This window comes from Lentibacillus saliphilus (genome assembly GCF_019093865.1).
GTDB lineage: Bacteria > Bacillota > Bacilli > Bacillales > Amphibacillaceae > Lentibacillus_B > Lentibacillus_B saliphilus.
Window position 1 is genome coordinate 59,413 of sequence record NZ_JABJXD010000003.1, and the last position, 26,562, is coordinate 85,974.

At 38.9% G+C, this 26,562-nt stretch carries 31 protein-coding genes and 2 riboswitches; of the genes, 15 read left to right on the plus strand and 16 right to left on the minus strand.

The annotated features are described in order from the left end of the window. Nucleotides 1-389 precede the first annotated feature (389 nt). Nucleotides 390-758 carry a rhodanese-like domain-containing protein gene (locus tag HPC67_RS06580; protein WP_217586688.1) on the plus strand — a complete coding sequence of 123 codons (369 nt, stop codon included), beginning with the start codon at nucleotides 390-392 and terminating at the stop codon, nucleotides 756-758. Between the two features lie 83 nt (nucleotides 759-841). On the opposite strand, the gene gcvPB is transcribed toward HPC67_RS06580, so the two are convergent. From gcvPB to gcvT, 3 genes are read right to left on the minus strand one after another with little or no spacing between them, the layout of a single operon-like run. Next, nucleotides 842-2,299: an aminomethyl-transferring glycine dehydrogenase subunit GcvPB gene (gcvPB, locus tag HPC67_RS06585; RefSeq protein ID WP_217586689.1), complete on the minus strand. Its 1,458-nt coding sequence runs from the start codon at nucleotides 2,297-2,299 to the stop codon at nucleotides 842-844. Beyond that, a complete protein-coding gene (gcvPA, locus tag HPC67_RS06590; RefSeq protein WP_217586690.1) occupies nucleotides 2,289-3,641 on the minus strand; it encodes an aminomethyl-transferring glycine dehydrogenase subunit GcvPA in 1,353 nt (450 codons plus the stop codon). Before gcvPA ends, gcvPB begins: the two co-directional genes overlap by 11 nt. 17 nt (nucleotides 3,642-3,658) lie before the next feature. Further along, entirely contained in the window at nucleotides 3,659-4,771 is a 1,113-nt protein-coding gene (gene gcvT / locus HPC67_RS06595) for a glycine cleavage system aminomethyltransferase GcvT (protein ID WP_217586691.1), read from the minus strand. Nucleotides 4,772-4,833: 62 nt separating this feature from the next. Beyond that, nucleotides 4,834-4,916: riboswitch (glycine riboswitch) on the minus strand. A 3-nt stretch (nucleotides 4,917-4,919) separates the two neighbouring features. Further along, a riboswitch (glycine riboswitch) is annotated at nucleotides 4,920-5,049 on the minus strand. Nucleotides 5,050-5,170: 121 nt separating this feature from the next. Between gcvT and HPC67_RS06600 the strand changes: the two genes are divergently transcribed. Continuing rightward, entirely contained in the window at nucleotides 5,171-6,832 is a 1,662-nt protein-coding gene (locus HPC67_RS06600; protein WP_217586692.1) for a DEAD/DEAH box helicase, read from the plus strand. Continuing rightward, on the plus strand, nucleotides 6,822-7,628 hold the full coding sequence (locus tag HPC67_RS06605) for a YqhG family protein (protein WP_217586693.1): 807 nt from the start codon (nucleotides 6,822-6,824) through the stop codon (nucleotides 7,626-7,628). Before HPC67_RS06600 ends, HPC67_RS06605 begins: the two co-directional genes overlap by 11 nt. Before the next feature lie 5 nt (nucleotides 7,629-7,633). Here HPC67_RS06605 and HPC67_RS06610 read toward each other — a convergent pair whose 3' ends face one another. Both HPC67_RS06610 and HPC67_RS06615 read right to left on the minus strand, forming a co-directional pair. Further along, on the minus strand, nucleotides 7,634-7,828 hold the full coding sequence (locus tag HPC67_RS06610) for a YqzE family protein (protein ID WP_217586694.1): 195 nt from the start codon (nucleotides 7,826-7,828) through the stop codon (nucleotides 7,634-7,636). Between the two features lie 55 nt (nucleotides 7,829-7,883). Next, on the minus strand, nucleotides 7,884-8,381 hold the full coding sequence (locus HPC67_RS06615) for a shikimate kinase (RefSeq protein ID WP_217586695.1): 498 nt from the start codon (nucleotides 8,379-8,381) through the stop codon (nucleotides 7,884-7,886). A gap of 55 nt (nucleotides 8,382-8,436) precedes the next feature. On the opposite strand from HPC67_RS06615, the gene comGA reads away from it, so the two are divergent. The 9 genes from comGA to HPC67_RS06660 all read left to right on the plus strand — a co-directional run bounded on the left by comGA (nucleotide 8,437) and on the right by HPC67_RS06660 (nucleotide 13,510). After that, entirely contained in the window at nucleotides 8,437-9,444 is a 1,008-nt protein-coding gene (gene comGA / locus HPC67_RS06620) for a competence type IV pilus ATPase ComGA (protein ID WP_217586696.1), read from the plus strand. Then, nucleotides 9,410-10,462 (plus strand): type II secretion system F family protein, encoded by a 1,053-nt coding sequence (locus HPC67_RS06625; protein ID WP_217586697.1) that lies wholly within the window; start codon nucleotides 9,410-9,412, stop codon nucleotides 10,460-10,462. The genes comGA and HPC67_RS06625 overlap by 35 nt, the downstream gene beginning before the upstream one ends. 13 nt (nucleotides 10,463-10,475) lie before the next feature. Continuing rightward, nucleotides 10,476-10,790: a competence type IV pilus major pilin ComGC gene (gene comGC, locus HPC67_RS06630; protein WP_217586698.1), complete on the plus strand. Its 315-nt coding sequence runs from the start codon at nucleotides 10,476-10,478 to the stop codon at nucleotides 10,788-10,790. Continuing rightward, nucleotides 10,790-11,221, plus strand: a complete 432-nt coding sequence (gene comGD, locus HPC67_RS06635; RefSeq protein ID WP_217586699.1) for a competence type IV pilus minor pilin ComGD — start codon at nucleotides 10,790-10,792, stop codon at nucleotides 11,219-11,221. Before comGC ends, comGD begins: the two co-directional genes overlap by 1 nt. After that, nucleotides 11,208-11,549 (plus strand): hypothetical protein, encoded by a 342-nt coding sequence (locus tag HPC67_RS06640; protein ID WP_217586700.1) that lies wholly within the window; start codon nucleotides 11,208-11,210, stop codon nucleotides 11,547-11,549. The genes comGD and HPC67_RS06640 overlap by 14 nt, the downstream gene beginning before the upstream one ends. Then, complete coding sequence (locus HPC67_RS06645; protein ID WP_217586701.1) at nucleotides 11,530-11,940, plus strand: ComGF family competence protein; 411 nt, start codon at nucleotides 11,530-11,532, stop codon at nucleotides 11,938-11,940. The genes HPC67_RS06640 and HPC67_RS06645 overlap by 20 nt, the downstream gene beginning before the upstream one ends. Beyond that, nucleotides 11,915-12,298 carry a competence type IV pilus minor pilin ComGG gene (locus HPC67_RS06650; protein ID WP_217586702.1) on the plus strand — a complete coding sequence of 128 codons (384 nt, stop codon included), beginning with the start codon at nucleotides 11,915-11,917 and terminating at the stop codon, nucleotides 12,296-12,298. The genes HPC67_RS06645 and HPC67_RS06650 overlap by 26 nt, the downstream gene beginning before the upstream one ends. A 98-nt stretch (nucleotides 12,299-12,396) precedes the next feature. Beyond that, entirely contained in the window at nucleotides 12,397-13,092 is a 696-nt protein-coding gene (locus HPC67_RS06655; protein ID WP_217586703.1) for a helix-turn-helix transcriptional regulator, read from the plus strand. Between the two features lie 178 nt (nucleotides 13,093-13,270). Beyond that, the gene (locus HPC67_RS06660) at nucleotides 13,271-13,510 is read left to right on the plus strand and encodes a DUF2626 domain-containing protein (protein ID WP_217586704.1); all 240 of its coding nucleotides are present in this window, start codon (nucleotides 13,271-13,273) and stop codon (nucleotides 13,508-13,510) included. A 47-nt stretch (nucleotides 13,511-13,557) separates the two neighbouring features. Here HPC67_RS06660 and HPC67_RS06665 read toward each other — a convergent pair whose 3' ends face one another. Beyond that, the gene (locus HPC67_RS06665; protein WP_217586705.1) at nucleotides 13,558-14,181 is read right to left on the minus strand and encodes an MBL fold metallo-hydrolase; all 624 of its coding nucleotides are present in this window, start codon (nucleotides 14,179-14,181) and stop codon (nucleotides 13,558-13,560) included. Nucleotides 14,182-14,339: 158 nt separating this feature from the next. Between HPC67_RS06665 and HPC67_RS06670 the strand changes: the two genes are divergently transcribed. Then, complete coding sequence (locus HPC67_RS06670; RefSeq protein WP_217586706.1) at nucleotides 14,340-14,528, plus strand: DUF2759 family protein; 189 nt, start codon at nucleotides 14,340-14,342, stop codon at nucleotides 14,526-14,528. A gap of 72 nt (nucleotides 14,529-14,600) precedes the next feature. Here HPC67_RS06670 and HPC67_RS06675 read toward each other — a convergent pair whose 3' ends face one another. From HPC67_RS06675 to rpmG, 9 genes are all read right to left on the minus strand, one after another. Continuing rightward, nucleotides 14,601-16,517 (minus strand): LTA synthase family protein, encoded by a 1,917-nt coding sequence (locus HPC67_RS06675; protein WP_217586707.1) that lies wholly within the window; start codon nucleotides 16,515-16,517, stop codon nucleotides 14,601-14,603. A gap of 186 nt (nucleotides 16,518-16,703) precedes the next feature. Beyond that, entirely contained in the window at nucleotides 16,704-17,657 is a 954-nt protein-coding gene (locus HPC67_RS06680) for an ROK family glucokinase (protein ID WP_217586708.1), read from the minus strand. Continuing rightward, a complete protein-coding gene (locus tag HPC67_RS06685; RefSeq protein WP_217586709.1) occupies nucleotides 17,654-17,866 on the minus strand; it encodes a YqgQ family protein in 213 nt (70 codons plus the stop codon). Before HPC67_RS06685 ends, HPC67_RS06680 begins: the two co-directional genes overlap by 4 nt. A gap of 71 nt (nucleotides 17,867-17,937) precedes the next feature. Then, nucleotides 17,938-19,395 carry a spore germination protein gene (locus HPC67_RS06690; protein ID WP_217586710.1) on the minus strand — a complete coding sequence of 486 codons (1,458 nt, stop codon included), beginning with the start codon at nucleotides 19,393-19,395 and terminating at the stop codon, nucleotides 17,938-17,940. A 73-nt stretch (nucleotides 19,396-19,468) separates the two neighbouring features. Beyond that, nucleotides 19,469-21,016, minus strand: a complete 1,548-nt coding sequence (locus HPC67_RS06695; RefSeq protein WP_217586711.1) for a rhomboid family intramembrane serine protease — start codon at nucleotides 21,014-21,016, stop codon at nucleotides 19,469-19,471. A gap of 129 nt (nucleotides 21,017-21,145) precedes the next feature. Next, on the minus strand, nucleotides 21,146-21,322 hold the full coding sequence (locus tag HPC67_RS06700; RefSeq protein ID WP_217586712.1) for a hypothetical protein: 177 nt from the start codon (nucleotides 21,320-21,322) through the stop codon (nucleotides 21,146-21,148). 72 nt (nucleotides 21,323-21,394) lie between these two features. Then, the gene (locus HPC67_RS06705; RefSeq protein WP_217586713.1) at nucleotides 21,395-22,396 is read right to left on the minus strand and encodes a ThiF family adenylyltransferase; all 1,002 of its coding nucleotides are present in this window, start codon (nucleotides 22,394-22,396) and stop codon (nucleotides 21,395-21,397) included. A gap of 1 nt (nucleotide 22,397) precedes the next feature. Next, on the minus strand, nucleotides 22,398-22,976 hold the full coding sequence (locus HPC67_RS06710; RefSeq protein ID WP_246569805.1) for a 5-formyltetrahydrofolate cyclo-ligase: 579 nt from the start codon (nucleotides 22,974-22,976) through the stop codon (nucleotides 22,398-22,400). A gap of 89 nt (nucleotides 22,977-23,065) precedes the next feature. Further along, nucleotides 23,066-23,215 (minus strand): 50S ribosomal protein L33, encoded by a 150-nt coding sequence (gene rpmG, locus HPC67_RS06715; RefSeq protein ID WP_217586714.1) that lies wholly within the window; start codon nucleotides 23,213-23,215, stop codon nucleotides 23,066-23,068. Between the two features lie 206 nt (nucleotides 23,216-23,421). Here rpmG and HPC67_RS06720 point away from each other — a divergent pair, with 206 nt between their 5' ends. Both HPC67_RS06720 and HPC67_RS15735 read left to right on the plus strand, forming a co-directional pair. Next, the gene (locus HPC67_RS06720) at nucleotides 23,422-23,634 is read left to right on the plus strand and encodes a hypothetical protein (protein WP_217586715.1); all 213 of its coding nucleotides are present in this window, start codon (nucleotides 23,422-23,424) and stop codon (nucleotides 23,632-23,634) included. 44 nt (nucleotides 23,635-23,678) lie between these two features. Further along, a complete protein-coding gene (locus HPC67_RS15735; RefSeq protein ID WP_246569807.1) occupies nucleotides 23,679-24,275 on the plus strand; it encodes an MltG/YceG/YrrL family protein in 597 nt (198 codons plus the stop codon). A gap of 45 nt (nucleotides 24,276-24,320) precedes the next feature. On the opposite strand, the gene HPC67_RS06730 is transcribed toward HPC67_RS15735, so the two are convergent. Beyond that, nucleotides 24,321-26,468, minus strand: coding sequence for a peptidoglycan D,D-transpeptidase FtsI family protein (locus HPC67_RS06730; RefSeq protein ID WP_217586716.1), 2,148 nt, complete (start codon nucleotides 26,466-26,468; stop codon nucleotides 24,321-24,323). Nucleotides 26,469-26,562: the final 94 nt, after the last annotated feature.

Below are 26,562 nucleotides of genomic sequence, written 5' to 3' on the forward strand. Positions count from 1 at the left end.
AGCATATATTGTGATTAGACCAAAAAACAGCGTGTGTGTCAATCGTTTTTTCACCCTAAACTCGAAGTACTCTACATTGATATCGTCATGAAATGATGTCTTCTAAAGGGTTAAATCGATTTTAATTTTGGTGTTTTTTTTATGATATTTATATGAACACAGAAAAGCACATTATTAAATGATAGTATTAAATGGTCAACAACACAAGTAGCGACATTTTCCAAGACAGCAAAATAATTATGAAACACTCTTCAAAAAAATTTATATACACAAAGAAAAAGTTCACCAACAATTTTTAACATACTTGGACAACAAATAACCTTTGAAAAAAAACCAAATTACTCTTATAATAATAGATATGAAAATGATTTAGGAAGATGGGGGATATTATGGAAGTACTTGTTATTGGTCTAGTCGTATTTATCGGGTTTAGCATTTTCCGTTATTATAGACAACGTTCATTTCTCAACGTATTAACTGAGGAGCAATTCAAAGAAGGGTACCGTAAGGCTCAGCTCATCGATGTAAGAGAACCCCAAGAATTTGAAAGAGGACATATCCTCGGTGCAAGAAATATTCCATTAACTCAAATGAAACAACGTCTCGTTGAATTACGTAAGGACAAGCCCGTATACCTTTACTGTCAAAGTGGCTCTCGATCCGCACGGGCAGCTGAATTGTTACGAAAAAAAGGCTATACGAACATTAACCACCTTAAAGGCGGATTTAAGAAGTGGACTGGAAAAATTAAATACTAAACATGTATCACTTCTAAAACAAAAGAAGATGGTGTTGGCCGTGAGCCATACCATCTTCTTTTTACCGTCATCATCGCCTGCTTTTATTTATAATAACGTAAAATTGGTTTACGTGCAGCTGTCGTTTCATCCATTCGTTTAACAACTGTCGTATGTGGTGCATCTTGAACCAATTCAGGCTCCGTTTCTGTTTCCTTGGCAATTTGGATCATCGTATCGATAAACCCATCGAGTGTTTCTTTAGATTCTGTCTCTGTAGGTTCTACCATTAATGCTTCCTCTACGTTTAAAGGAAAGTAAATCGTTGGTGGATGATAGCCATAATCAAGGAGTCGCTTCGCAATATCTAGTGTCCGCACCCCTAATTTCTTCTGCTTTCTACCTGACAAAACAAATTCATGCTTACAATGCTGTGCATAAGGCAAATGATACGTATCTTCTAGCTTTCGCATCATATAATTTGCATTCAACACCGCATACTCACTTGCTTTTTTAAGACCTTCTGCGCCCATCGTACGGATATACGTATAAGCGCGTAAATTGATACCGAAGTTTCCATAATACGGCTTAACGCGCCCAATTGATTGCGGACGATTATACTCAAAAACAAATTTGTTATCTTGTTTAACGAGAAGTGGTTTAGGTAAAAATGGCTCTAATTCCTTTGACACACCGACTGGACCAGATCCTGGTCCACCACCACCATGAGGTCCAGTAAATGTTTTGTGAAGGTTCAAGTGTACGACGTCAAATCCCATATCACCAGGTCTTGCATAGCCCATAATGGCGTTCAGGTTTGCGCCATCGTAATAAATTTTACCGCCTGCGTCATGGATGATTTTTTCCATTTCCAGAATCTCTGTTTCAAATAATCCGAGTGTATTTGGATTTGTAAGCATAAGTGCAGCTGTGTCTTCCCCAACAACCTCTCTTAAATGCTCAAGATCCACAAGACCTTTTTCATTGGATTTAACCGTTACAGCCTCAAAGCCAGCTACAGTTGCCGATGCTGGATTTGTTCCATGCGCAGAATCAGGTACAATAACTTTCGTTCGATTGAAATCGCCATTCGCTTCATGAAATGCGCGAATCATCATCAGCCCAGTCCATTCACCTTGTGCACCAGCGGCAGGCTGTAAGGAAACTTCATACATACCTGTAATTTCACGAAGTGCCGTTTGCAAATCATACATCATTTCCATTGCACCTTGGACACTGTCAGGATGCTGATATGGATGAATATGACTAAATCCTGGTAAGCGCGCAACATCCTCATTCATTTTCGGATTATATTTCATCGTACACGAACCGAGTGGATAAAAGCCGGAATCGACGCCATAATTCCGATTTGATAAACCTGTATAATGTCTCATAATTTCTAGCTCACTAACTTCAGGTAAATCAGGTGCTGTTTGTCGAACATACACATTTTCAAACTCTTGATCTAAGTTTGTTTCAGGGACATCTAATTCTGGAAGGCTAAAGCTCGTTCTACCTTCTTTACTACGCTCAAAAATTAACGGAAAATCTTTATTTGCCATTTATATCCCCCATTTCTTTTACAAATGTGTCAATATCCTCTTTGGTGCGTGTTTCTGTCACGGCAATGAGCATATGATGCTTCATATCAGAATGGACGAGCCCGAGATCATATCCCCCAATGATTCCTTTATCTAACAACTGTTGATTCGTGTCTTGAACAGATCCAGATAACTTAACGACAAACTCATTAAAGAATGGACCATCAAAAACAATGTCAAATCCAGCTTCTATAAATTGTGCCTTTGCATATCTCGCTTTTTGCATATTTAAGATCGCCATTTTTTTCAAGCCATTTTTTCCAATAGAACTCATAGCGACGGAGCTCGCAAGCGCATTAAGTGCTTGGTTAGAGCATATATTTGATGTTGCTTTATCACGTCTAATATGCTGTTCTCTCGCTTGTAACGTTAAAACAAAGCCGCGCACGCCTTCTTCATCCGTCGTTTGACCTACAAGACGCCCAGGCACTTTACGCATCAGTTTTGTCGTCGTTGCAAAATAACCACAGTGTGGGCCACCAAATTGAGCTGGAATCCCGAACACTTGCGTATCACCAACGACGATATCAGCCCCAAACGTACCTGGTGGTGTAAGATAACCAAGTGCCAACGGATTACTTGAAACGATAAACATTGCTTTCTTTTGTTGTTCTATAATTGCATTAATCTGTTCTAATGGTTCAACTTGACCGAAGAAATTCGGATATTGAACAACGACACTTGCTGTATGCTCATCCAACTCCTGTGCGAGCATATCAAGGTCTGTCATCCCATTTTTCAAATCGATGTCAACGATTTCTAAATTTGGGCCTTTTGCATATGTCTCTATAACCGCTCTAGACTCGGGATGAATTGCTTTTGAGACAAGAATTTTTTTGCGTTTCGTCTGAGCCGCGCTCAAATTAACCGCCTCTGCCAAAGCTGTTCCCCCATCATACATAGATGAGTTGGCCACAGGCATACCTGTTAATTCCGAAATCATTGTCTGAAATTCAAAGATCGCTTGCAGCTCTCCTTGCGAAATTTCCGGCTGATAAGGTGTATAGGCTGTATAAAACTCAGAACGAGAAATAACATGATCAACAACTGAAGGAATGAAATGATCATAAACACCAGCACCTAAGAATGATCTATGTGTTTGCAAATTCATGTTTTTGGTAGACATTTTTAACAATTCAGCTTTTAGCTCGTGTTCGTTTACCGGTTTTTTTAAATTCATTTCTCCTTTAAACCGAACTTGCTGAGGAATATCAGCAAATAAATCTTCAGTGGAAGTAACTCCTACTGCATCCAACATGTCTTGTTTATCTTTGTCTGTCATTGGCAAATAACGAAACTCCATCTTTTCTTTTCCCCCTTTTAGCCTTTTTTTAGGAATGGTGTCGGTATTACGACAGCCTTCAACTCCCGTTTACGCACTTGTATCGTGACCTCTGTTCCGACTTCTGTATATGGTGTCTTTATCAGAGCGAGTCCGATGTTTTTTTGCAAAGTTGGTGCTTGTGTGCCCGATGTCACAACACCAATGGCTTCTCCATCTGAATAAACTGTATAACTGTTACGCGGAATGCCTTTATCAATCATTTCAAGTCCAACAAGCTTACGCTCCGTTCCATCTTCAACCTGTTTCTGTAACACATCTTTCCCAATAAAGTCAGCCTGTTTGTCCACTTTAACAGCAAATTTAAGGCCTGCTTCTATAGGCGTAATATCAGACGAGAGCTCTTGACCATATAGCGGTAAGTTGGCTTCAAAGCGAAGTGTATCTCTTGCACCTAAGCCCACCGGCTCAACGCCTTCCTCAGCTCCTGATTTCAAAATGAGCTTCCAAAGGTCTCGTGCTTTCGCTGATTCAATATATATTTCAAAGCCATCTTCACCGGTATAGCCGGTACGCGACACGAGTGCACCTGTATCTATACCCGTGAAATAGACCGGTTGGTCGAAATGAAAAAATTTAATGAGAGATAGATTTGTATCTGTAATGGACTGCAACACTTTTTCCGCCTTTGGCCCTTGTAATGCGAGCAATGCATAATCATCTGAAACGTTAACAATCTTTACATCTTCGGCAGCATACGTATTATGTTCATTGAGCCAGTCAAAGTCCTTTTGCGTATTGGCTGCATTAACGACGAGTAAATATTCATCTTCCTTAAGCATATAAATGAGGAAGTCATCGATTGTACCGCCATTTTCATTGCACATGATCGTATAATGAATCTTTCCAGGTGCTAGTTTAGAAACGTCATTTGTGACCATCGATTGTAAAAATGCTTCACTGTGCTGACCGCTTACTAAAATTTCCCCCATATGTGACACATCAAATAGGCCTGCTTTTGATCTTGTGGCCTCATGCTCCTGCTTAATCCCAGAAAACTGAACAGGCATATCCCAGCCACCAAAATCAATCGTCTTTGCACCTAATTCCGCATATTCCGGATATATCGGTGTCCGTTTTAATTCCTTCATCCTCCCAACCCCTTCTCGTAAATTTTCAACACAAAAATAGAGATTCCAGTGCTTCATGAAATCTCTGTCCTTCAACCAGAAAGTTTCGCAGACTCAATAGCCGCTTGCTTCGTAGGTGGTTTACAATCGTAAACACTCTCCAGAGGTGCGTCCCACAAGAGTCTGTTTGCCTGAGAGATTCACAAATATGCTTGCTCCTTCGGCGTTACTATAAAAGATGCGTACATCAATTCATAATACAATGACATCTTTTTAGTAATCTCTCCTCTTATGTTCATTCGCTCATAAAAATCATTTAGTTGGATAAACTATGTAAGCAATAATTGCACTAGGAATATCTACTTTACCATTATAACACACAATGAATGGTTATCCAGTTAAATGTAAAGGATGATTTTTATGCCAGATATTAAAATTAAGTCAGATACATCATACATTAATCAGCTCGAAGAAACGATCGAATCTGGGGGTCCTTTTTCTTCATGGAATTTGTTTCAATTAGCTTATGAGGCTCATTTAACGACGATGGCAAAGGAATTCAAAGGATTAAGTGCGTTAACGCATTTATCTCACCTATCATTCTTACCATATCAAATAAACTGTGCGCAACAAGTCATCGAAAATATGAATGGCCGTGCATTGCTAGCAGATGAAGTCGGTTTAGGTAAGACAATTGAAGCAGGTTTAATTTTAAAAGAATATATGGTCCGTGGGCTCGTAAAAAAAGTATTAATATTAGTTCCAGCCTCTCTCGTTAATCAATGGGTCAGAGAATTAAATGAAAAGTTTTTCATACCAGCAGCATCTCATCGAAAAAATTATCCTTGGGCAAACTATCATATTGTCGTATCTTCGATGGATAAAGCTAAAAAATCACCTCACCGTGATCAAATTCTCGATATTGAATATGATCTTGTTTTAATTGATGAAGCGCATAAACTTAAAAATCATCAAACGAAAAATTATACGTTTGCAAGAGCGATCCAAAAGAAGTATTGTCTACTCTTAACGGCAACACCTGTGCAAAATAATCTAATGGATATCTTTAATCTGGTCTCTATATTGAAACCCGGACATCTGGGGAACTATGATCATTTTATGCAAACATACGGTAACGACCGGAAACAGATTTATCAAGATGATTATTTAAAAACCTTGATTCAAAAAGTGATGGTTCGAAATACGAGAAAGCAGGAGAAGCTTCTTGATTCACAACGACATATTGAAACGGTTTGGGTGGAATTTAGCGAAGAAGAAAAACAAGTGTATCAATTGCTAGAAGCGTTATCATCATCTATATCAACCTTTGCGTCTATTACGTTGCTACGAGAAATATGCTCATCGCGAGAAGCGTGCTTCATGTCTCTACAAAAGATGATGAACGATCAGCCTGAATTACAAAACAGCAGTGAACATATCATCAAACACATTGAACAGTTACCACATCATGCCAAAGCAAAAAAGCTAATCGAGCTTATTCAGCAACGCGGTGATGAGAAAGTCATTGTTTTCACTGAATATCGTGCCTCACAAATCTATTTACAGTGGTTTTTACAACAACACGGAATTTCTTCCGTTCCTTATAATGGTGGATTTAACAAAGGAAAAAAGGACTGGATGAAACAGCTGTTTGAAACACATGCACAAGTCCTCATCGCAACAGAAGCTGGTGGTGAGGGCATTAATTTACAGTTTTGCAACCATATGATTAACTATGATTTACCTTGGAACCCGATGCGGCTAGAACAGCGAATAGGTCGTATTCATCGATATGGGCAAAAAAAGGATGTATTCATTCAAAATATGGCCACGAAGGATACGATTGAAGCACATATCATGACACGTTTATATGAAAAGATCGGGTTATTTGAAAATGTGATTGGTCAGCTTGATCATATTATGGCCGAACTAGACATTGATGATCTTGGTAAAGAAATTCATACGATCTATTCTGAATCCGCTTCAATAGGTGAAGCAAAGATTAAACTCGACAATTTGACGTCTGTATTAAATCACACGAAAGAACGCACCAATCAAACGGAGGGAAATTATGGGAGTTAATCACCTGCATCACTTCCTAGAAATGTATTTCAAAGGTCACCAATGCGATATTATTAATTCAAAGTCTGGATTACTTACGGTTCAATTAACAGAGGAAATGGACAAAGCGTTAATGAATCGACCATTTTACTGGCATTATATAAAAAAAATAGGACAAGAAGGCGACCCTGCTACACTTACTTTTAATACCGATCCATCCAAACAACCGGCAGATAAAGCTGAACATATTCACTACGGGAGTCCGAGATTACAGCAAATTTTTGACCATTTAAAAGGACATGAACGCTACACAAAACTTTTTCAAAAGCTAAACACAACTGCAAAAACACCACTATATCCTTGGCTTGTCGTCAATATCAAAATAACGTATACAGGAAAGCAACGGAAAGAAGAAATGTTATCGATTGGGCTCAACATGATTAACGGCATGATGAAATCAGGTATGATGGAAGAACTCTCTAAATACACATTACAATCGGCAATACCTGATTTTTGCTATACGATATCACCAATGATTAAGCTCTCAAGTGGATTCGGTAGAATAGAATCGGTTATCTCGGACTACATTCAGCAACAGGACCATAGCTGGGCGCAAGCTGCACTGGAAAAACAACAGGAAGAATTGGAGCTGTTAAAGCATTTTTATGATGGGCTTCAAGATGATGAAGAACCCATGCAGCAATTTAATAAAGAACAGGATGAAATAAAACGTCGTCTCACACCTTCTATTCAAATAGACGTTGTTAATGGTGGCTTATTTTATCTGGACAATTCCATTATCACCCCAAAGCAGTAGGTATTTTAGTCATGTGACCTGCTGCTATTCTTTCTTTTAAATAACTTGAACGCAAATGGTAAGATGCCAAACCATCGATTAGAAACTGCTGAACTTGTCGTCTTCTTTTGTTTTTTCTGTTCCTTTCGTTCTTCTCGAGGTTGATTCATATATGAGGTTATCGTCTGCGTCATAAATTTGACATACTCATTTATAGACAATTAGGATCACCCAATCAAATGTGTTATGAACTAGTATGGACGTTTTTAGGACCTACTATTCACGCAATTCTATGAGTCTCGCAATGATTGCGGCAATTTCCAATGGTGTTTTATGATCCGTTCGAATATGTTCATGAGCACTCCTTTCATACATTTTAAAACGATGATCATACAAGTTTTGTGCATGCTGATCCGCTGTCCAGAGCGGGCGCGCTTCATCATTTTTTAATCTTTTTGAAACTTCTCTAAAAGAAGCTTGTAAGTAAATGGTAAATCCGTTATAATGCATATAATCCACGTTTTCTTGGTTTTCTACAATGCCTCCACCTGTTGCCACGATTGCTTGTTTCACTTTTATACCTCTTAGCACCTTTGATTCATATGCTCTAAAGACACGCTCACCCTCCCGTTTAAAAATATCCTTTATTGGACCATGCTGTGCCTCAATGAGCTGATCCGTATCCAGGACAGGCCTCTCCAGTAAACGTCCCAACTCCTTTGCAACAGTTGTTTTACCACTTCCCATAAAACCGATTAAGTATATGTGTCCCATATTTTTATAACACCCTCTATATCATAATTAGACCCTCAAAAGGAGGCGATTTGCGTTGAGTTCAGCTCAAAGTATTTCTGATGCTTTGCTCACAGAAGCCATCCAAGCGGATGCATCCGATATTCATTTTTATCCTCTCCCAAAGAAAGCTGACGTTTTTTTTCGTATTCACGGTCAACGTCATTGGCATCGTACCATTACAATGACCGCATATGACCTGCTTCTCTCCTATTACAAGTTTACATCAGGAATGGATATTGGTGAAACGAGAAAACCCCAAAATGGCACCATCGATTTTCATTCAGACACGAGCAATTATGCCTTACGCTTATCCACTTTGCCAGCAAAGCATAGAGAAAGCCTGGCGATTCGTATTTTACCTCAAAATAAGCACTACGAACTCGACGACTTGTTTTTATTCCCCTTTCAAAAAGAATATTTAATCAACTTAGTTAACGTTCGAGCTGGACTCATTCTGCTAACAGGGCCTACTGGGTCAGGCAAAACAACAACGCTATATGCCCTTTTACAATCACTTATCCAGCACCACTGCTATCAAACGATTACATTAGAAGATCCAATTGAAAAAAATATCAATGACATCCTCCAAGTCCAAGTTAATGAGAAAGCTGGTATGACATATCAAGTGGGGCTCAAAGCGGCTCTTCGACATGATCCAGACATTATAATGGTCGGTGAAATAAGGGATCACCAAACAGCACGGTTTGCTTTTGAAGCTGCATTAACGGGCCATCTCGTATTAAGCACCCTTCATGCTAAAGACACGATTGGCACCGTACACCGCCTCCTCGAAATGGGTCTATCAAAAATAGAAATGCAGCAATCGTTAATCGCAGTCGCTGCCTTGAAACTTATACCCATTCATTTAAACCATACTGTCAACAGGCGAGCGGCTTTGTTGGAAATTCTTGATGAACAAGCTCTATATGACGTTTTAACACATGGATCACGTGAACAACCTACGCAATTTCATACATTTGAACATCTGAAAAGGAAGGCTTATGCTTATGGCTATATTACCAAACATGCGCTTATGGAATAAAAAGCAAGCAACACTGAGACCTGTGGACCAAGTACGATTTCTAAAGCGGTTGACACGTTTGTTGGAGCTCGGGTATCCACTTATTGAAGCACTAGGTACCCTTCAATTAGACAAGATTTTTAACCATGTTGCGAACCGAATGGCCCTTTCATTAAAACAAGGAAATCCCTTGGATATATGTCTTAAAAAAGAAGGTTTCCCACCTTTAGTAACGGCATTTATTTATTTTGCCAGAGATAATGGCGATTTACAGGAAAGCATCAGAAGAAGTGCCTATTTATATGAACAACGTCTCTCATACCATAAGAAGCTTCGCAGTACAGTCAGATATCCCCTTATACTCCTTTTCTCCTTTATGATTCTCTTCTATTTCATACGATTATTCCTCCTCCCATCATTTACACACCTTCTTCAACAAAGCGCAAACACATCGATGGCAAACTATTCACTTGTTTTAATTGATGTGATGAGCTACGGAATAATGATCTTACTGATTAGTGCAATTTTGTTCGCCTCCCTGTGGTATTTGATGCGAAGACGTTTAAGCACTGATCAACAGTTAAGCATCATAAAATATTTGCCCGTTTACCGCAGTTATTTACGTATGCAAACAAGCTTTCAATTAGCAACTCACGTCAGTTTACTCCTAAAAAGTGGTCTGCACATAAAAACAGTTTTGCATATCATTTCGAATCAACACCAACTTCCGATCCTCTCTCACTACAGCACGTTAATAACAGAACAATTAACAAAGGGGGTGACACTTTCAAACACGTTCACTGAATTATCGTTTATCAAACATAATCTCGTCGTCCTGTTTCAAAAAGAAATAGACTCAAAGACTTTAGCTAAAGATTTAGCCGTTTATGCAGAATTTTCAATTGAGGATATGCACAAAAAAATCACACAGACAATCGCATTCATACAGCCCGCGGTGTTTATTCTCCTTGCATGCTTTATCATTCTCACGTATGTCACATTATTATCACCAATGCTCGACCTCATCCAAACAATTTAAGGAGTGGAGAAATTTGTTTAAAAACGAAAAAGCGTTCACATTAGTAGAAATGTTGATTGTTCTAATGATCATATCCGTCTTGTTAATTTTAATTGTGCCAAATCTCATTAATAAAGGCAAAGATGTATATGAACAAGGCTGTGATGCACTTGTTGCAGTCGTTCAGGCCCAAGCAGATGCATACACCATTGAAAAAGGCAGTCCCCCCACAAGTATAGGTGACCTTGTACCTGAATACATTAGAGAAGACCAAAAGACGTGCCCACAGGGAGATGTCATCACTATTGATCAAAAGGGAAATGTTGGAAGAGTACCAGAGGGATCATAATGACACCCAATCAAACACAAAGAGGATTCACCCTTCTCGAAATGCTCATTGTGTTGGCTATTTTTTCGATCATCTTGTTGCTCATCCCCCCCATTCATATAGAGCGACTACACATACAGCAGGAAGAACAGTTTTTTTCAGTGCTTCAGTCTGATCTACTTTACACTCAAGTGCTTGCTTCGACACATCCGGAGCACCTCGTTCGACTCACCTTTATTGCGAGCGATCAAAAGTACATTCTAGTTATGGGCAGCAATATCATACTAGAGCGGTCGTTACCTGGAGACTGGATTGATCATAACCACGAAATTGTTTTTGCCAAGAGTGGTGTCGTTAAACAACCTGCATCATTCGTCCTCACAACGCCAAGCAATTCATATAAAATTGTATTTCCATTCGGAAAGGGGCGTGCACGCATTGAAAAACTGTAATGGCTTTGTTCTCACAGAGTCCGTCATTGCATTGGGGAAGGTCATCATGCTTCTGTCTATCTGCCTTCCTATTATGACCTTAATACAGAAGGAACGCCATCACCTCCAGCTCCGGTTAGCGATAGGAAATCAACTTCATGATGATCTACAAGACTATCTATGGACAACAGGTATGGAACTCCCATCCCTTTATACACACTCCATTTATAATCAGGATATCACATTTGAATTCAACGAAACCCATCTCTTTTTAAAAGGATGTGCGACTTGGACGAATGCCCGAGAACAGCAGGAGGAGATGTGTTTATATGGACAGCCTGCAAAATAACAAAGGTTTTTCATTTGTATCTATCCTATTTGCTTTGGCAGCCTTGACAATAACACTTCCATTTCTTATCCAACTTATTAGTTTAGTCCACATACACGACAACTATGATGCATTGTCCATTAGTCGTTTTTTTAGCTATATGCAAGACGAAGCCATCCGAGCAGATGATTGGTCAATTACAACACATACCCTGCAATTACAATTACCTGATGGTGAAACCGCTGAATTCTCTCAACGAGGGCAATTACTGATCAGACGACTTAAAGGTGGCCATGAAGTCTTTCTCCGTGATGTTGCGCGTGTTGGCTTCAGTCCATTACCTTACGGTGTACGAATTACGATCACAACGATTCAAGGAGAATCATATGCAAAGAAAATTATCTTTTATTAAACTACAGTCGGGATTTGTATTACCCTATGTACTTTTTGGCGCTGCCATTGTATTATTAGTTTTATCGTCTTCAATTCAACTCTATCAAAACGAGATTCAAATTACTGAATTAGAGCTTGAACACATTAAAATTGAAACGCTCTTCCAAATGGGGTATTCGACCTATTTAGCAAATCGTCAGGAAGATTCTTGGCCAAATTCTGCATCATACAGCTTTCCACAAGGAGACGTTGAAATTGTATATGTGGAAGAAGGCGCATCCATTTATATGACAATTACCACAGATTCACAAATAACACGATCATTTGTCGTAAGCTTAAAAAGGCATTTGTTAAGATTGTCACAAAATCACCATTAATTATTGAAGATTATTTTACAAGTCATCCAAATTGCTGTATCACAACAGCATATCAACTATACTTAAGATGGTTAGGTTATTTGAAAGGATGATTATATATGAAAAACACATTAAAAGTTACTAACGCATTGAGCGATCCAACGCGATTCAATATTTATCAGTACATCATAAAAAAACATGATTCTGTAAGTGTTGCAGAAATAGCTCAAGCTTTTGAGATTCATCCTAACGTGGCAAGGCTACATTTATCAAGACTAGAAGATGTCAAGCTCCTCATGTCTCACACTAAAAAAACCGGGAAAGGTGGGCGCCCCGGTAGACTTTATCGTCTTGCAGATGAAGTCGTTGAATTAAACTTCCCATATAGAGATTATAAATTGCTCTCTTCTATTGCAATGGAAACATTTATGAATCTAGGGGAGCCAGGAAAACAAGCTTTGTATGAGACTGGAAAGAAATATGGTGTTGAGTTGATGAATCAATACCAAAAAAACACGAACCTAGACACAATGTCAAATGAAGAGAAATTCCAGATGCTTGAAGAAGCAGCAACACTGTTTGGAATGTACCCTGAATTTCAAATTGACGACGACACATCAAAAATATCAATGACCATTAGCAATTGTCCTTTCAAGGAAGTTGCATTAATGCCAGATAATAAAACAACAATATGTACAATGCACCAGGCCTTTTTGAAAGGTATGTTCGAAGTGATGTTCACAAATGTCGAGCTTATAGAAATCGACAACATGCTTGATGGCTGCAACAGCTGCTCATATGCCATCCATTTATAAGTTAGATACTGGAGCCTCACACTTACACGAGTGTGAGGCTCTAGTATGCTTCAAGATAAAAGTATTTATTAAATTCGGGTCTGTCATATATTTTCAACCCCATTTAGTGAACTTTTATTTACAAACGATAATGAGTTCGTTATAATACACATGATAGTCAGCCTAAGGAGGGGAAGTAATGGAGCGGATGTTTCGAGTCCTCGCTTTTTGGACCGGCATATTTACTGTAATGTTTTATGTAGGGGATATGGCACCTGTAGCACTATTATTTTTAATTCAAACCGTATTCTTTCTTACAGTTAGTTATTTGAAATTATCCGAACGTATGTATATGTACTTATTCGCAGCTTACTGTACGATTTTCTTCGTAGGCTTCACGTGGTACTCAGAATTCATTCTCGTACCAAGCTTTGGCTAAAAGACAAAAACCCTGTAACGGATATACAGGGTTTTTGTCTTTTTTAGTCATGCATGAACAAATGGGTTCGTGCCCTTTTCACGCTCAATTGTCGTCCATGGGCCGTGACCTGGATATACACGATAATGATCTGGCAAAGCATATAGCTTCGTCTTTATACTTTGTGCCAAAACAGAAAAATCGCCTCCCGGCAAGTCTGTTCTGCCTATTCCACCATTAAACAGAGCATCACCACTGATGACGATCTCGTCTTTTTGAAACACAAAGGACACACTCCCCGGTGAATGCCCAGGTGTATGTATGACATCCATCACGAAATCACCGATACACAATTTTCCTGGTTCAATCAATTGTTCGGGGAGTTCAGTTATAATTGGCATCCCAATAAAAAGTGACGACCCATTTAATTGTGCATCAACAAGCCACTTAGCTTCTGTTTCATGGACATATACTTCTATTTCGTAGTAAGAGCGCAGTTCATCTACAGCTCCAATATGATCAAAATGAGCATGTGTTAATAAAATCGCCAAAGGTTTGATGTCATTATTCGTGAGATAAGCAATTACGTCTTTGGCATCACCACCTGGATCAATAATGAGAGCTGTCTTTTTATCGCTAACAATGTAGCAATTTGTTCCTAAGGGCCCTAGATTTAGTTGTGTAATATTCAAGTTGAATCACTCCTCAATTTAATAAAGATGATTATACTTACTCGACAAAATGCTTGTTTTACTATAATATGTAAATAGGTATGGTTGAACGCATACCATTATATAGGTTTGTCACTATTGCAACATTACATATGTTAAATTTCTAAGGGGGAACAAAGATGAGATTGGTATTAGGTATTTTATTTCTTATTGTTACGATCGTCGCTGCCATTTCTGTCTTTCGTCAATTAAAACTAAAAAATTATTTCGCATTAGGTTTTTCCGGATTGACCGTATTGGCTTTTGGCTTTTTTTCCATCGCCACAATTATATGTGAACTAACAGCCGCGCCTTTTTGCAGCAGTTAATCCGTTTAAAAGAAGCCAGCACATCATAAAATGACCTTTTAGACGGTTCATCTTATGATAAGGCTGGCTTTTTTATCGCTGAGTTCCAAAATCGTGGAAACGAAACAGATCACCGTAAATAATTTGATCAGAATAATTCAGTTCCCGCTTTACTTGATCATAAAGATCAGCACATGGATCCACAGCCTCATCTTCAGTAAATGGTGTCGTGCCATCCTTCGTCAACAATTCTCCTGTTTGTCTTTTATAGCAGCTTTGCGAAGCATAAACGTAATCCTCACTTACAAAATCACCATTTCGTAGAGCAATGAATCCCTTATGCTCTTTTTGAAAGAGATCATTACCGAAATACATATCATCTGTTGTGTTAATATCGAGTAAATGCAGTAAAGTCGGTTTAACATCAATCTGTCCAGCTATGTCCTCGACAATCTCGCCTTTTCCATATCCAGGTATATGAATAAAAAACGGAACACGTTGTAGTTGAATATGGTCATACGGTGTGAGTGTTTCTTGGTTCAAATATTGTCCCATAGCTTTATGGTGATTAGCACTAATCCCATAATGATCACCCATAATCAGGATAATTGAGTCTTCGTATAAACCCGCACTTTGAAGTTCATTAAAGAATGTTTCTATCGCTTCATCCATATATCGCACAGTTGGAAAATAATTGTTTAATGTGCTTGACTTCGAGTCATACGGCTCAATTGAACGATCTTCTTCATCAAGCTCGAATGGAAAGTGATTCGTTAGTGTAATAAACTTCGCGTAAAATGGTTTTTCCAATTCGTCCAAATAAGGTATTGATTGCTTAAAGAATGATTCATCATTTAAACCCCAACCAATTTTGTCTGCTTCATTGATCGCAAACGCTTCTTGATCATAAAAGTGATCATATCCTAAACGTTCATACATCTGATCACGGTTCCAAAAGCTTTTGTTGTTCGCATGAAATACTGCTGATGTGTAATCGATGTCCTTTATTTGTTCTGGAATTGCATAAAAGTCATTTTGTGCATGGGTAAAAAACACGGCCCCACTTGATAACGGATAAAGCGAATTAGCGACTAGAAATTCAGAATCTGACGTTTTGCCTTGTTCTGTCTGATGATAAAAATTCTCAAAATAAAACGTATCTTCGTCTCTCGTGAGCTCATTTAAAAAAGGGGTCACCTCTTGGCCCTTGACATCGTTGTTAATCACAAAGCTTTGTAGCGACTCTGCCCAAATAAAGATGATATTCTTGCCTTTTGCAATACCAGTTAATTCTGAAGGCTGGTCAAGATGGATATGCTGATCCATATACGTCTTTATTTCTGGTAATTCATTGCCATCCGCAAACACCCGCTGTGTCTTCGTTTTTGACTGAACGACAAGATCGTATATATGATAGTTAAATAAACCAATATTTTTGACAAGATATGCTCGATCAAATGCTCTTGTAAAAAGTTGTGGCCGCTCCATTTCTGCAAGCAGAAAATTCAAAGACAAGAGCATCAAAGAGACAGATAATACGAACATTTTTCTCCCACGCTGATATGGTGTAAGAAACGTGCTCACTTGACGTGAACATAACCGCCAAATAAGTACCACATCAATAAAAAACAAAACATCATACACCTTTACTAAAGAAAGCACACTCCCACCTAGATCATTCGCATTGCTCATTTGAAAGAGTTGTGGAATCGTTAAAAAGTCTGTAAAGGACCGATAAAACACAAGATTGCCATAAATAATAAACGAGCCTATCAATGCGGTATAGCGAATATACGCTTGTTTTTTAGATGGGTTTTTAATCCAAACACTCAATCCAAATAATAAAAAAGCTGAAACAAATGGATTAATAAACAAAATAAATTCCTGTAAAACATTGTCCATATGAATAGAAAACACAAATCTATACATCACATATGTCTTCGTCCCGAATAATAATACAGCCATAACATAAACGGGTAATGTATGCGCCTTATATTTATGTAAATGCATTTTGGTCACCCCTGTCCTTTACACAGTACAAAGCATTTTTCTCTATAAACTTGAACTGCATATCTAATTAACTGTCGACCATGTAAGACATTTCCTATTAATATATGACTATTACTAAAGACGTGTGTATGTGCAGAAATGTTTCACATAACATGAAATTATTCAATTCTACCTCTTTTATGCTAATTATGCTTCGTTTTCCTGAACGAGAAAAGCACCACCGATGATGCCAGCATCATTGCCTAACTGCGCCAAATGAATCGTACATACATCACTTACATGTGGCAAGGCATATGTTTGGAATGCAGATTTGATACCTTCGATTAACGGTTGACCCGCCTTGGAAACCCCACCACCGATTAAAATTTTTTCGGGATTTAATAGAATAGCAGCATTCGCAAGCGCAAAACCGAGTACGTCGACAGTATGATCTACAATTGACTGTGCACCTTCATCATTGATTTGTGCAAGGTCAAATACATCCTTTGCAGTCAGTACACCGTTTTCCCTATTTCTTTGAGCAAGTAAAGACTCAGGGTGTGCCATTTGATAGGCATCCGCCTGACGGGCAATTCCTGTTGCTGATACGATTGTTTCAAGGCACCCTTTTCGCCCACAGTTGCATAGATACCCACTCGGATTGACCGTCATATGGCCAATTTCACCAGCTGTACCATTTTGTCCACTGATAATCATCCCGTTGGATATAATTCCCCCGCCAACACCTGTTCCGAGCGTAATCGCGATGACATTGAGGGCTCCATTGCCTGCGCCTTTCCAATTCTCTCCAAGGGCAGCAATATTCGCATCATTTTCCAGGAAAACTGGCACACCACTTAACTGACTTAAATGGTCTGTGAGGTTATAATTTTTCCAACCAATATTAACGGCTTCATGTACGAGGCCGTTCTTTGAATCGATGAAGCCCGGTGCACCTACGCCAATCCCTGCAAGTTTAGCAATTGGTAAATTAATCATTTGCATGTTGGTTTGAATGGATGCCCATACGTCAGGAATAATCGTTTCCACCTGATCTGTATTTGTCGGTATGCTCCATTTATGTAAGATGTCTCCCTCACGATTTATTATGCCAATTTTCACCGAAGTCCCACCAATATCAACACCTGCAACATATGTCATTTGTGTTTCTCCTCCATTTGCTTTAATCTATTTTTCTCTTGCCGCAAAAGCAGAATCGCTTGGGCATAGTCGTTTGTCTGTATAAATTGAAATTCGCGCAATTCCTTAATCTCGGCCTCCATCAATTCTAAATCGGCCTGTCTATCTCCTGTATAAATAAAGGTTCCGAATTTTTTGAGGAGCTGTTGCACATCATAAATTGTTTTCATATGATCACCTCCCTCTATTATAGCAAATACTGGTGTTTCGTGGGAAATAGATATCATAAAACCCAGATCATTTAACGATCTGGGTCTTCAGGATTTAAAAATGATGGGCGACGATTCTTTAAAGGAATCGGTGACCTAATAAAGATATCGCGAAACGGCTTATATGCAAACGGAATAAATGGCCAAAAATAATCCGTTTTAAATGAGGTCATACGACTTAAGTACAATATCCATAGTGTCACACCGACTGTATACCCTAGCACACCGAAGAGTGCTGTCGCTAATAATAAGTATATACGAACAAGTCGATTAGCAAGGCTTAATTCATAGCTCGGTGTCGCATACGTCCCTATCGCTGCCAAAGCAAGGTATAACACAACTTCATTAGAGAATAAGCCGACATCAACCGCAACTTGTCCAATTAAAATAGCGGCAACAAGACCAAGCGCCGTCGTTAAAGCAGAAGGCGTATGAATGGCGGCCATTCTAAGCATATCAATACCGACTTCCGCAATTAAAAATTGTCCAAGTAACGGTATCGTTCCTGCCTCGGAAGGCCCAATAAAGCTCAAGACCTTTGGAAGTAATTCGGGTTGCACGGAAAATAAATAATACAGCGGTAAAATAAAGATTGAGGCAATAACCGCGATGAAGCGAATCATCCGTAAATAAGCGCCTACTAATGGTTTTTGTCGATACTCTTCTGCATGCTGTAAATGATGCCAATATGTGGCAGGTGTAATCATAACACTTGGAGAGCCATCAATGATAATGAGTACATGCCCTTCGTAAAGATGTGCAGCTGCTGTATCTGGTCGTTCAGTATAGCGCACAGTCGGATAAGGATTCCAGTGGCGGCCACTAATATACTCCTCAACCGTTTTTTCTGCCATTGGCAAACCATCTGTATCAATCTGTTCCAATGTTTGTTTTAAATGCTTTACACGATCACCATCAGCGACATCCTCTAAATAACAAACACAAACATCTGTTTTTGATCGGCGGCCAATTTGCATATATTCCATTCTTAATGATCGATCACGTACACGACGTCTTGTTAAAGCCGTATTAAACACAATGGTTTCTACATATCCATCACGTGAACCGCGTACGACTTTTTCTAAATCAGGTTCATCAGGAGATCTAACTGGATATGTACGTGCATCAATCATGATCACTGCATTAATGCCCTCTACAAGTAAAGCAGTGGGGCCAGCCAACACAGTATCAACTGCTTCATCTAAATACGTCACAGACTCTACTTCAATGTATGGAATGTACGTTTTTAATAATTTTTCCAATGGATCAGGTTCCAGCTGGTCTGCATCCAAACCTGCCAGCAACTTCATAATATAATGCAAAATATCATCTTTTGCAAAGCCATCTACGAGGAACATCGACATTTGGCGATCAGCATATTCGAGGTCAAGATGAATAATGTCAAAGCTTTTATCAACGCCAAGCCGCTCTTTCATATAAGCTGTATTTTTTTCATGAGATGAATACAAGGTTTGTTTATATTGAGTCATATTGTCACCCGACACTTTCAGAGTATATCAATTAGTGTGAGCTGTACAACTGACTTTATACATCGATTTACACTTACTGTTTAGGACGATCTCCTGTGATAGCTTCATATAGGTCTTGAAAACCTTCGTCTGAAGGCTTAAGTTCATATGCCCGCTCAACGGCTTTAACGGCTTTTTCGTTTAAGCCGGTTTGTGCATATGCTGAAGCGAGATTATAAAAGGCTTCTGCAAATTCATCATTTATTTGAACAACTTGTTCCAAATCAGGTATCGCATCCTCTGGACGTCCTAAGTTCATATTGGCATACGACCGTTGAAAAAGAATAATAGCCTCTTTATCCTCAGGATTATGAAGTGCCACTGTTGCTCGATCGATCATATCTTCATATTGCTCATTTTGACTGAGTTCATCGAGCTTTAATAAATGGTATGATGGGTCATCTAAGTTGGACTGAAGACCATAAAGCATTAGTCCAACTACAAGTAAAATATACGTAACACCCGCTCCGACCTGAACAGAGCGACGTTGTTTATTAGGAATGGATAACAGTGCTGAAGCGAGAAAACCAGCCACTAAGCCTCCGAGATGGGCTCCCATATCAATTTCTGCAATTCCAAAGCCAAGTACAAGATTAATGACAATAACAAGCAGTACATTTTGACCCATCGTTTGAAAGAATATTTTCTTATACACTGTTCCAAAAAATAACAACGCACCAAAAAGTCCGAAAAGCGCCCCTGATGCACCTGCTGATATGCTATTCGTAAAAGCAAAGCTCGCTAAGCTCCCGCCAATTCCCGCCAAGAAATAAATGACAACAAACCGCCAAGACCCATAAATTCGTTCCACTGCCGTACCAAGAAAATAAATGGCGAGCATGTTCATTAAAAGATGTAGCAAACCGATATGAAGAAACATTGAACTAATTAATCGCCACCACTCATCGTCTTCTATTATGGCAGGATTGTATTTAGCACCGAATTCGATTAGGGTTGCGATATCAGTTGAACCACCAAATATTGACAATAGAATAAACATAATAATATTGATGCCAAGCAATATGTAAGTCCAGATTGGTTTGCCTTGTGCGAACACATTTTGTACATCTTTCTGCTTTTGGATAAACGCCTCATGAAGGGTGTTTTTATATAGAGACAGCTGCTCAGTCGTATCTGCATCGTCCACCTGTACGTCATTCCATTCGTCAATACCACTTTCTAATCGAAAGCGATTCAATTCATTTGAATCATCCATATTGGATACATAATAGACATGCATCTTAATGGGCTGCTTTTCTTTTAACTGCATCGGTTTTTTTAGAAATTCCCAATCATCAATCGGTTCATGTGAAGATACATAAATATTATAAATATCAATCGTTTTTCCTCTTAACAAGCGCTTCATTGCCTTTGCTTTTTGAAAAACGGCTGCGATATCTTGTTTAAGATGGTTCTTCCAATCAAATCCACCATGCTGTAAACGAATGACTTTTGACGTTTTATGAGCGTATTTCTCTAACCATATTTCTTTGTCTTCGTTAATATGTATGATCTCAAAGCCGTTTTTCATTGCTAATTCATAAGCGACTTTATATAACGTATATTGTTCAGCCAAATACATTCGAGTTCCCCCTTCGCTAATATCATATCAAACTCAGATCAATAATGCCCGGTTAACCGACACAAGTAATAGATGATATGTCTTTAATGAATAAAAAAGAAGCTGTATGACAGCTTACAGCTTCCGTCATCAGCTTTGTGGGCGTTCAAATAAAGCCGGAATCATCTTTTTACGAAACTGCGGCAAATTCAGAGTCACTTTCACCGCCAGCCTTCTAATCAGTCCAACAGCTAAAACAACATTTAACAATCGATACCGCCACTTATAAATCATCCCCATCAATATGCCGATACTGATCATCATCATGAATACCCTCATACCAGCACCCTTTCTAATCAATGTCCGTACTAGTATGAAATAAAACGCTTAAAATATGCATTACGATCCGATATAGCGATCATAAAGGGTACGCGCTTTAGCAATGTCTTCTGTTCCTTGGACGAGCACTCTGCCATCGGGAAATATCGTAAAATGTACATCATCAGACACATGTGCTTTTAGTATAAAGGGTGTGAGCTGAGTCTGAGCAACAGACTTTAATCGTTGGTCCCAAAACTTAAGATCCATTGAATCATAATGGTGAATTTGGACAGTATCTCTCCCACATAACACCGTTTCTTGCATATCATGCATATGTAATGCTGGATATTGCTGCAATTGACACGTCGGACAATCTGGATTTGGTTGTGGAAAATTAATGTGCATGTTTTGATTAGACCACATATCAAATGTTGTTAACGCCTGCTTTATTTGGTCTGTGTTACCAGTAAGCAGTTTCAGTGCATCTGTTGATTGAATAGAGCCAACGATATCAACAGCTGGTGATATCACACCTACCATGTCGCACGTCTCATTTGAACCAGCTGTATCTTTGATCATGCACCTTAGACAACACGTATGCCCAGGACGGAACAATGCCGTCATGCCACGTGCACTCACTACACCACCATATGAAAAAGGAATGCCTTTTTGAAAACATGCATCATTCAACACGTAACGCGTTGCAAAATTATCCGTTCCATCAATGACGAGATCAACATCAGCAATTAAATCGCCTATATTTCCAGGTGAAACATGGGAAACAATTGCTTCTATTTTAATGGTGCTATTCATTTTTTGGAGTTTTTCTTTTGCCGCTAAAGCCTTCGGAAGGGCTCGGGCAACATCATCCTCATCGTAAAGCATTTGACGTTGTAAATTACTTAATTCAATATAATCTCGATCTACAATTCGAATAAAGCCAACGCCTGCTCGAACAAGATGGTTTAAAACCACTGTCCCTAAAGCACCAGCCCCAACAACGAGCACCTTGCTATTCGTTAGTCGTGTTTGTCCTGTTTCTCCAATTGGTTTAAAGCGCGTTTGACGTGAGTAACGCATTTTAACGTTCCCCTCCAATTAAGGACCCGTTCTCTGTAATCATATGCTGGACAGGAAGGTCATATCGTTCAGTTGGTAATTCATCCTTAAGTTGCTTTGTGCTTAATAACGAGAGCGTTTCTTGGTTAAAATCAGACAAAAAGCGATCATAATAACCACCACCAAACCCAATACGGTATCCCTTTAAGTCAAACAACAAGCCAGGAACAATTAACAAATCAATATCAGTTTTTAAAACCTGCTCTGTTTGGTCTATATTTGGTTCAAGGAGATTGAAGTAAACCACTTCCAGCTGGTCAAAATCGTCTATTTGATAAAAGTCCATTCGTTTATCCGTTGCGTAGCACTTCGGAACACAAACCACTTTATTACATTCCCATGCGGCTTCTATAATCGCTTTCGTATCCCATTCAATAGCTTGAGATACCGTTATACCGATTGTTTTGGCACGGCGCCATTGCTTTGTACGAAAGAGATTTTCTCGTATTTTCTTTTCAATCTCGCTTTTCTCTTCGGGTGACATCGCTTTCAACAAACCTAAAGCATATTCACGAAACGCTTTCTTGTCATTATCCATCATTCACACACCTCATCTTTCAGCATTTAAAAAATAAGCCCTTATCAATTGTAAACAATTTGATAAGAGCAATTATTTTTGTGTGAAACGCATTATTTGGTTTCTTTGTGTAATGTGTGTCGTTTCAACCGCGGACTATATTTTTTAAGTTCAAGACGTTCAGGGTTTGTACGCTTGTTTTTTGTCGTGATATAGTTACGGTCACCAGTTTCGGTGCAAGCCAATGTAATATTTACGCGCATGTATATCCCTCCAAACTATATTACTGCCATTAAGCATGATTTAATAATCAATTCGACTAGATTATAATAGCAGAATTCGAGCGCAAGGGCAAGGTTTCTGTTGAAAATATTACTATTTTATCTTCTGCCATTGTATGTTATATATATATATAGTATGTTTTTAACATAATGCTACACTTTTTACCATTATACGGGAGGAGAAGACAATGCTATTAGCGACGATTATTACCTTGATCGGTGTGAGCGTTGCATTGTTCGTCATGTCGTTTTTCATGAATGATAAAATGGCAGACCTTGAAGGTCAAATCGATCAATTGCAAATCACATCTATGCAGGAAACGTATCAAATGAAGAAAAAAATAAAAATACTTGAAGAAGAACTGCTATCCGATACGATGAGTGACGATATTCTTAAGTAAGCACTCTACACATACTCTAATTATTGAAGATCAAGGAGATTATTATGAAATATCCAGTACGTACATTTTCAATCGGTTTGTTTTCAGCTGGAATCATTATGCTCGTTGTGTATATGTTTAACCACTCGGCTTTATCTCAGCAAACGTTGTCACAAGATGAAATGATTGCGCTACTGAAAGAAGATGATTTTCGCGTCATTACTGAGGAACAATATATTGCTTTATCTGTAGATGAGCCTGAGGAGGATAACAAAGCAGAAGCCACTGATGACACCGAAACCAATGATGTAGATCAAACGACCTCAGAAAATGAGGATAAAGAAGCAGACGCGAACCCCGAAACAGACGAGTCAGAATCGGCATCCGAAGAAGAAACTGAAGATATTGAAGCCGAGGAAGATGTGGATGATCAGGAAGCACCTGAGTCAGAAGCCACTTCTTATACACTAAAAGTTGAACCAGGAATGATGTCTTCCGATATTAGCAAAAAACTTGAGGAGCAAGGCATCATTGAAAGTGCTCAAGAATTTAATGCGTATTTACAGGAGCATGACTATAGTTTATTAATTCAGATTGGAACATTTAAGGTCAACAGTGCCATGAGCTTTTATGAGCTTGCAGAAACAATTACAAATTTATAATTCAAAACAGGCAGATGAATCATCATCTGCCTGTTTTTTTGAAAATCAGTTGTTTTCTTCATCTTGATCGCTCGATTGAGTGGCGTCCTGCTGATCCGTATTACCTGTTTGACGTTTCTCTTTAATCTCAAAATAAGCATCAAGAATCCGTGTGCCCATCGTATGGTTTATGGAATAATCATTGTCCTCACCTAAATGTGGAACGATTAAAGCAAAAGCAACCTCTGGATCATCAAATGGGGCATAACCGACGAGCGATAAGTTAATTGTTTCCAACCATTCACCATCATCCATCTGTTTAATACTTTCCGCTGTCCCCGTTTTACCAGCCGCTTGATAGGGTTTATTCCTCCAATAACTATAACCCGTTCCACCTTGGTCTTGAAACGCCCGACGAAACCCTTCTTGAACGCGTTCTAAATTCGATTGCTCCATTACAACCTTATTTAATACATCTGTCTGGATCGTTTCATATACCGGCCCTAATTGATCTTCTTCTGTTGTTGGTTCTCTAACTTCCTTAAGAAAATGAGGCCTCACACGATATCCATCATTCGCAATCGTCGATACATATTGGGCGAGCTGCATCGTCGTATAAGTGTCATACTGTCCAATTGCATAGTCCAAGAGCAATCCCGGTTGTCGAAGATTACTTGGACCGACATAACCTGTTCCTTCATATGGAAAATCAATACCCGTCTTTGTTCCTAGTCCAAACTGCCAGAAGTAATGACGCATGTCTTCAAAAGGCGTTGTATTTGTAAAAGAAATATTGTCCCCATCCTTGTGATGATAATCGCCCCCTATTCTCATCGCAATATTGTACATATAAATATTGGATGACTTTTGCAGAGCTTGATAATCATTCACAGGACCAAGATTAATCCAAGACCTCTTTGGTGCTCCCACGGCGAATTTCATCGGTTTATCAATGAAAACTTGTCCGGGGGTTATAACACCTGATTCATAGCCCGCTAAAACGGTCGCCCCTTTTATCGCTGATCCGGGTAGATACTGATTATAAACAGTTTTATAAGCAGCATCCGAAGTCTTCTTTTCACCACGGTCATAATGCTGCCCAGAGACAGCTAACAATTCCCCAGTATTCGGATTAAGAACAACCGCGAGCGCATCTTCCAACGTTCTATTAACGTATGGCTGCTCATTGATTGCCGTTTCCAATTCCTCGCGCACAATTTGATCGACTCTTTCTTGAAATTCCATGTCAATTGCTAAGACAAGGTCTTTCCCGCGCTCACCTTCAACGATCACTTCTGAATCAACGACTTTACCATCTTTATTTGTCGTGTATAATACTTGCTCTTTTCTCCCCCTCAAGATAGACTCATACTGTTCTTCCAAGCCACTTTTTCCAACACGATCATTTGGACGATAGCCACGTGTTAAATAAAATTGTTCTTTATCAGCTGGAATCCCCTCATCTTGAGATGTAATAGAGCCGATGAAGCTTCGGAATGTGCTATCAAAGGGATAATCACGATCCCAGTCAGTTGTTGCATTAACACCTGGTAACTCATCAAGATGTTCAGCAACACGAGCATATTCCTCAGGTGTGACATCCTCATTTTTCACAACGTGGGGCGTTAAATATGGAGCTTTATCAAGCTCTTTTTTAATCAGGATGACTTCCAGTACCTCGTCACTGTAATGCGCAATCTCTTCATCCTTTATCCGATCCAGCATTGTTTGGTACTGTTCAGCCGGCTTCATTTCAGCTGCTTCTTCTTCGGTTAGACGGTCTTTTGCGATATCCTCATTTTTTAAGTACCAATATTCCTTTCGATCTCTCTCAGATACAGATTTAATTTGTTTGGCTCTCTTCTCCTCATCATCCTCCGAAAGCATCTTAATGTATTTTGATAGGTCTTCTGCTACTTTTAATCGATCAACAGCCTGCACGCCTTTGGCTGGTGTATAGGTAATCGAATAAAGTGATTTATTATCAGCGATAACATTGTAATGACGGTCATACATTTTACCACGTGGTACCGGTATTTTCGTCGTATCCTCAATCGTGCGGTCAATCTCATCCTGGAATTCTTGCCCGTTCAATATTTGTACAACACCGAGCTGAATAATTAATACTGAAAATAGTAAAAACACAACAAAAAACAATATATTTAATCTAAAAGGCAATTGTGATTTTTTAGCCTTCTTCTTTCGATCAACCATTTGCGTCCCCCATTTGCTATAAAATGAAACTTAGGTTTAGGAAGAGAGCAGCCTGCCCCCTTTTTTAAACAGTATAATTAATATTTATATTATG

Bases quoted from the DNA above. Each gene is read 5' to 3' on its own strand.
- HPC67_RS06580 (WP_217586688.1), top strand. From the start codon at position 390: ATGGAAGTACTTGTTATTGGTCTAGTCGTATTTATCGGGTTTAGCATT.
- gcvPB (WP_217586689.1), bottom strand. From the start codon at position 2,299: ATGGCAAATAAAGATTTTCCGTTAATTTTTGAGCGTAGTAAAGAAGGT.
- gcvPA (WP_217586690.1), bottom strand. From the start codon at position 3,641: ATGGAGTTTCGTTATTTGCCAATGACAGACAAAGATAAACAAGACATG.
- gcvT (WP_217586691.1), bottom strand. From the start codon at position 4,771: ATGAAGGAATTAAAACGGACACCGATATATCCGGAATATGCGGAATTA.
- HPC67_RS06600 (WP_217586692.1), top strand. From the start codon at position 5,171: ATGCCAGATATTAAAATTAAGTCAGATACATCATACATTAATCAGCTC.
- HPC67_RS06605 (WP_217586693.1), top strand. From the start codon at position 6,822: ATGGGAGTTAATCACCTGCATCACTTCCTAGAAATGTATTTCAAAGGT.
- HPC67_RS06615 (WP_217586695.1), bottom strand. From the start codon at position 8,381: ATGGGACACATATACTTAATCGGTTTTATGGGAAGTGGTAAAACAACT.
- HPC67_RS06625 (WP_217586697.1), top strand. From the start codon at position 9,410: ATGGCTATATTACCAAACATGCGCTTATGGAATAAAAAGCAAGCAACA.
- comGD (WP_217586699.1), top strand. From the start codon at position 10,790: ATGACACCCAATCAAACACAAAGAGGATTCACCCTTCTCGAAATGCTC.
- HPC67_RS06645 (WP_217586701.1), top strand. From the start codon at position 11,530: ATGGACAGCCTGCAAAATAACAAAGGTTTTTCATTTGTATCTATCCTA.
- HPC67_RS06650 (WP_217586702.1), top strand. From the start codon at position 11,915: ATGCAAAGAAAATTATCTTTTATTAAACTACAGTCGGGATTTGTATTA.
- HPC67_RS06655 (WP_217586703.1), top strand. From the start codon at position 12,397: ATGAAAAACACATTAAAAGTTACTAACGCATTGAGCGATCCAACGCGA.
- HPC67_RS06660 (WP_217586704.1), top strand. From the start codon at position 13,271: ATGGAGCGGATGTTTCGAGTCCTCGCTTTTTGGACCGGCATATTTACT.
- HPC67_RS06670 (WP_217586706.1), top strand. From the start codon at position 14,340: ATGAGATTGGTATTAGGTATTTTATTTCTTATTGTTACGATCGTCGCT.
- HPC67_RS06675 (WP_217586707.1), bottom strand. From the start codon at position 16,517: ATGCATTTACATAAATATAAGGCGCATACATTACCCGTTTATGTTATG.
- HPC67_RS06680 (WP_217586708.1), bottom strand. From the start codon at position 17,657: ATGACATATGTTGCAGGTGTTGATATTGGTGGGACTTCGGTGAAAATT.
- HPC67_RS06685 (WP_217586709.1), bottom strand. From the start codon at position 17,866: ATGAAAACAATTTATGATGTGCAACAGCTCCTCAAAAAATTCGGAACC.
- HPC67_RS06690 (WP_217586710.1), bottom strand. From the start codon at position 19,395: ATGACTCAATATAAACAAACCTTGTATTCATCTCATGAAAAAAATACA.
- HPC67_RS06695 (WP_217586711.1), bottom strand. From the start codon at position 21,016: ATGTATTTGGCTGAACAATATACGTTATATAAAGTCGCTTATGAATTA.
- HPC67_RS06700 (WP_217586712.1), bottom strand. From the start codon at position 21,322: ATGATGATGATCAGTATCGGCATATTGATGGGGATGATTTATAAGTGG.
- HPC67_RS06705 (WP_217586713.1), bottom strand. From the start codon at position 22,396: ATGCGTTACTCACGTCAAACGCGCTTTAAACCAATTGGAGAAACAGGA.
- HPC67_RS06710 (WP_246569805.1), bottom strand. From the start codon at position 22,976: ATGATGGATAATGACAAGAAAGCGTTTCGTGAATATGCTTTAGGTTTG.
- rpmG (WP_217586714.1), bottom strand. From the start codon at position 23,215: ATGCGCGTAAATATTACATTGGCTTGCACCGAAACTGGTGACCGTAAC.
- HPC67_RS06720 (WP_217586715.1), top strand. From the start codon at position 23,422: ATGCTATTAGCGACGATTATTACCTTGATCGGTGTGAGCGTTGCATTG.
- HPC67_RS15735 (WP_246569807.1), top strand. From the start codon at position 23,679: ATGAAATATCCAGTACGTACATTTTCAATCGGTTTGTTTTCAGCTGGA.
- HPC67_RS06730 (WP_217586716.1), bottom strand. From the start codon at position 26,468: ATGGTTGATCGAAAGAAGAAGGCTAAAAAATCACAATTGCCTTTTAGA.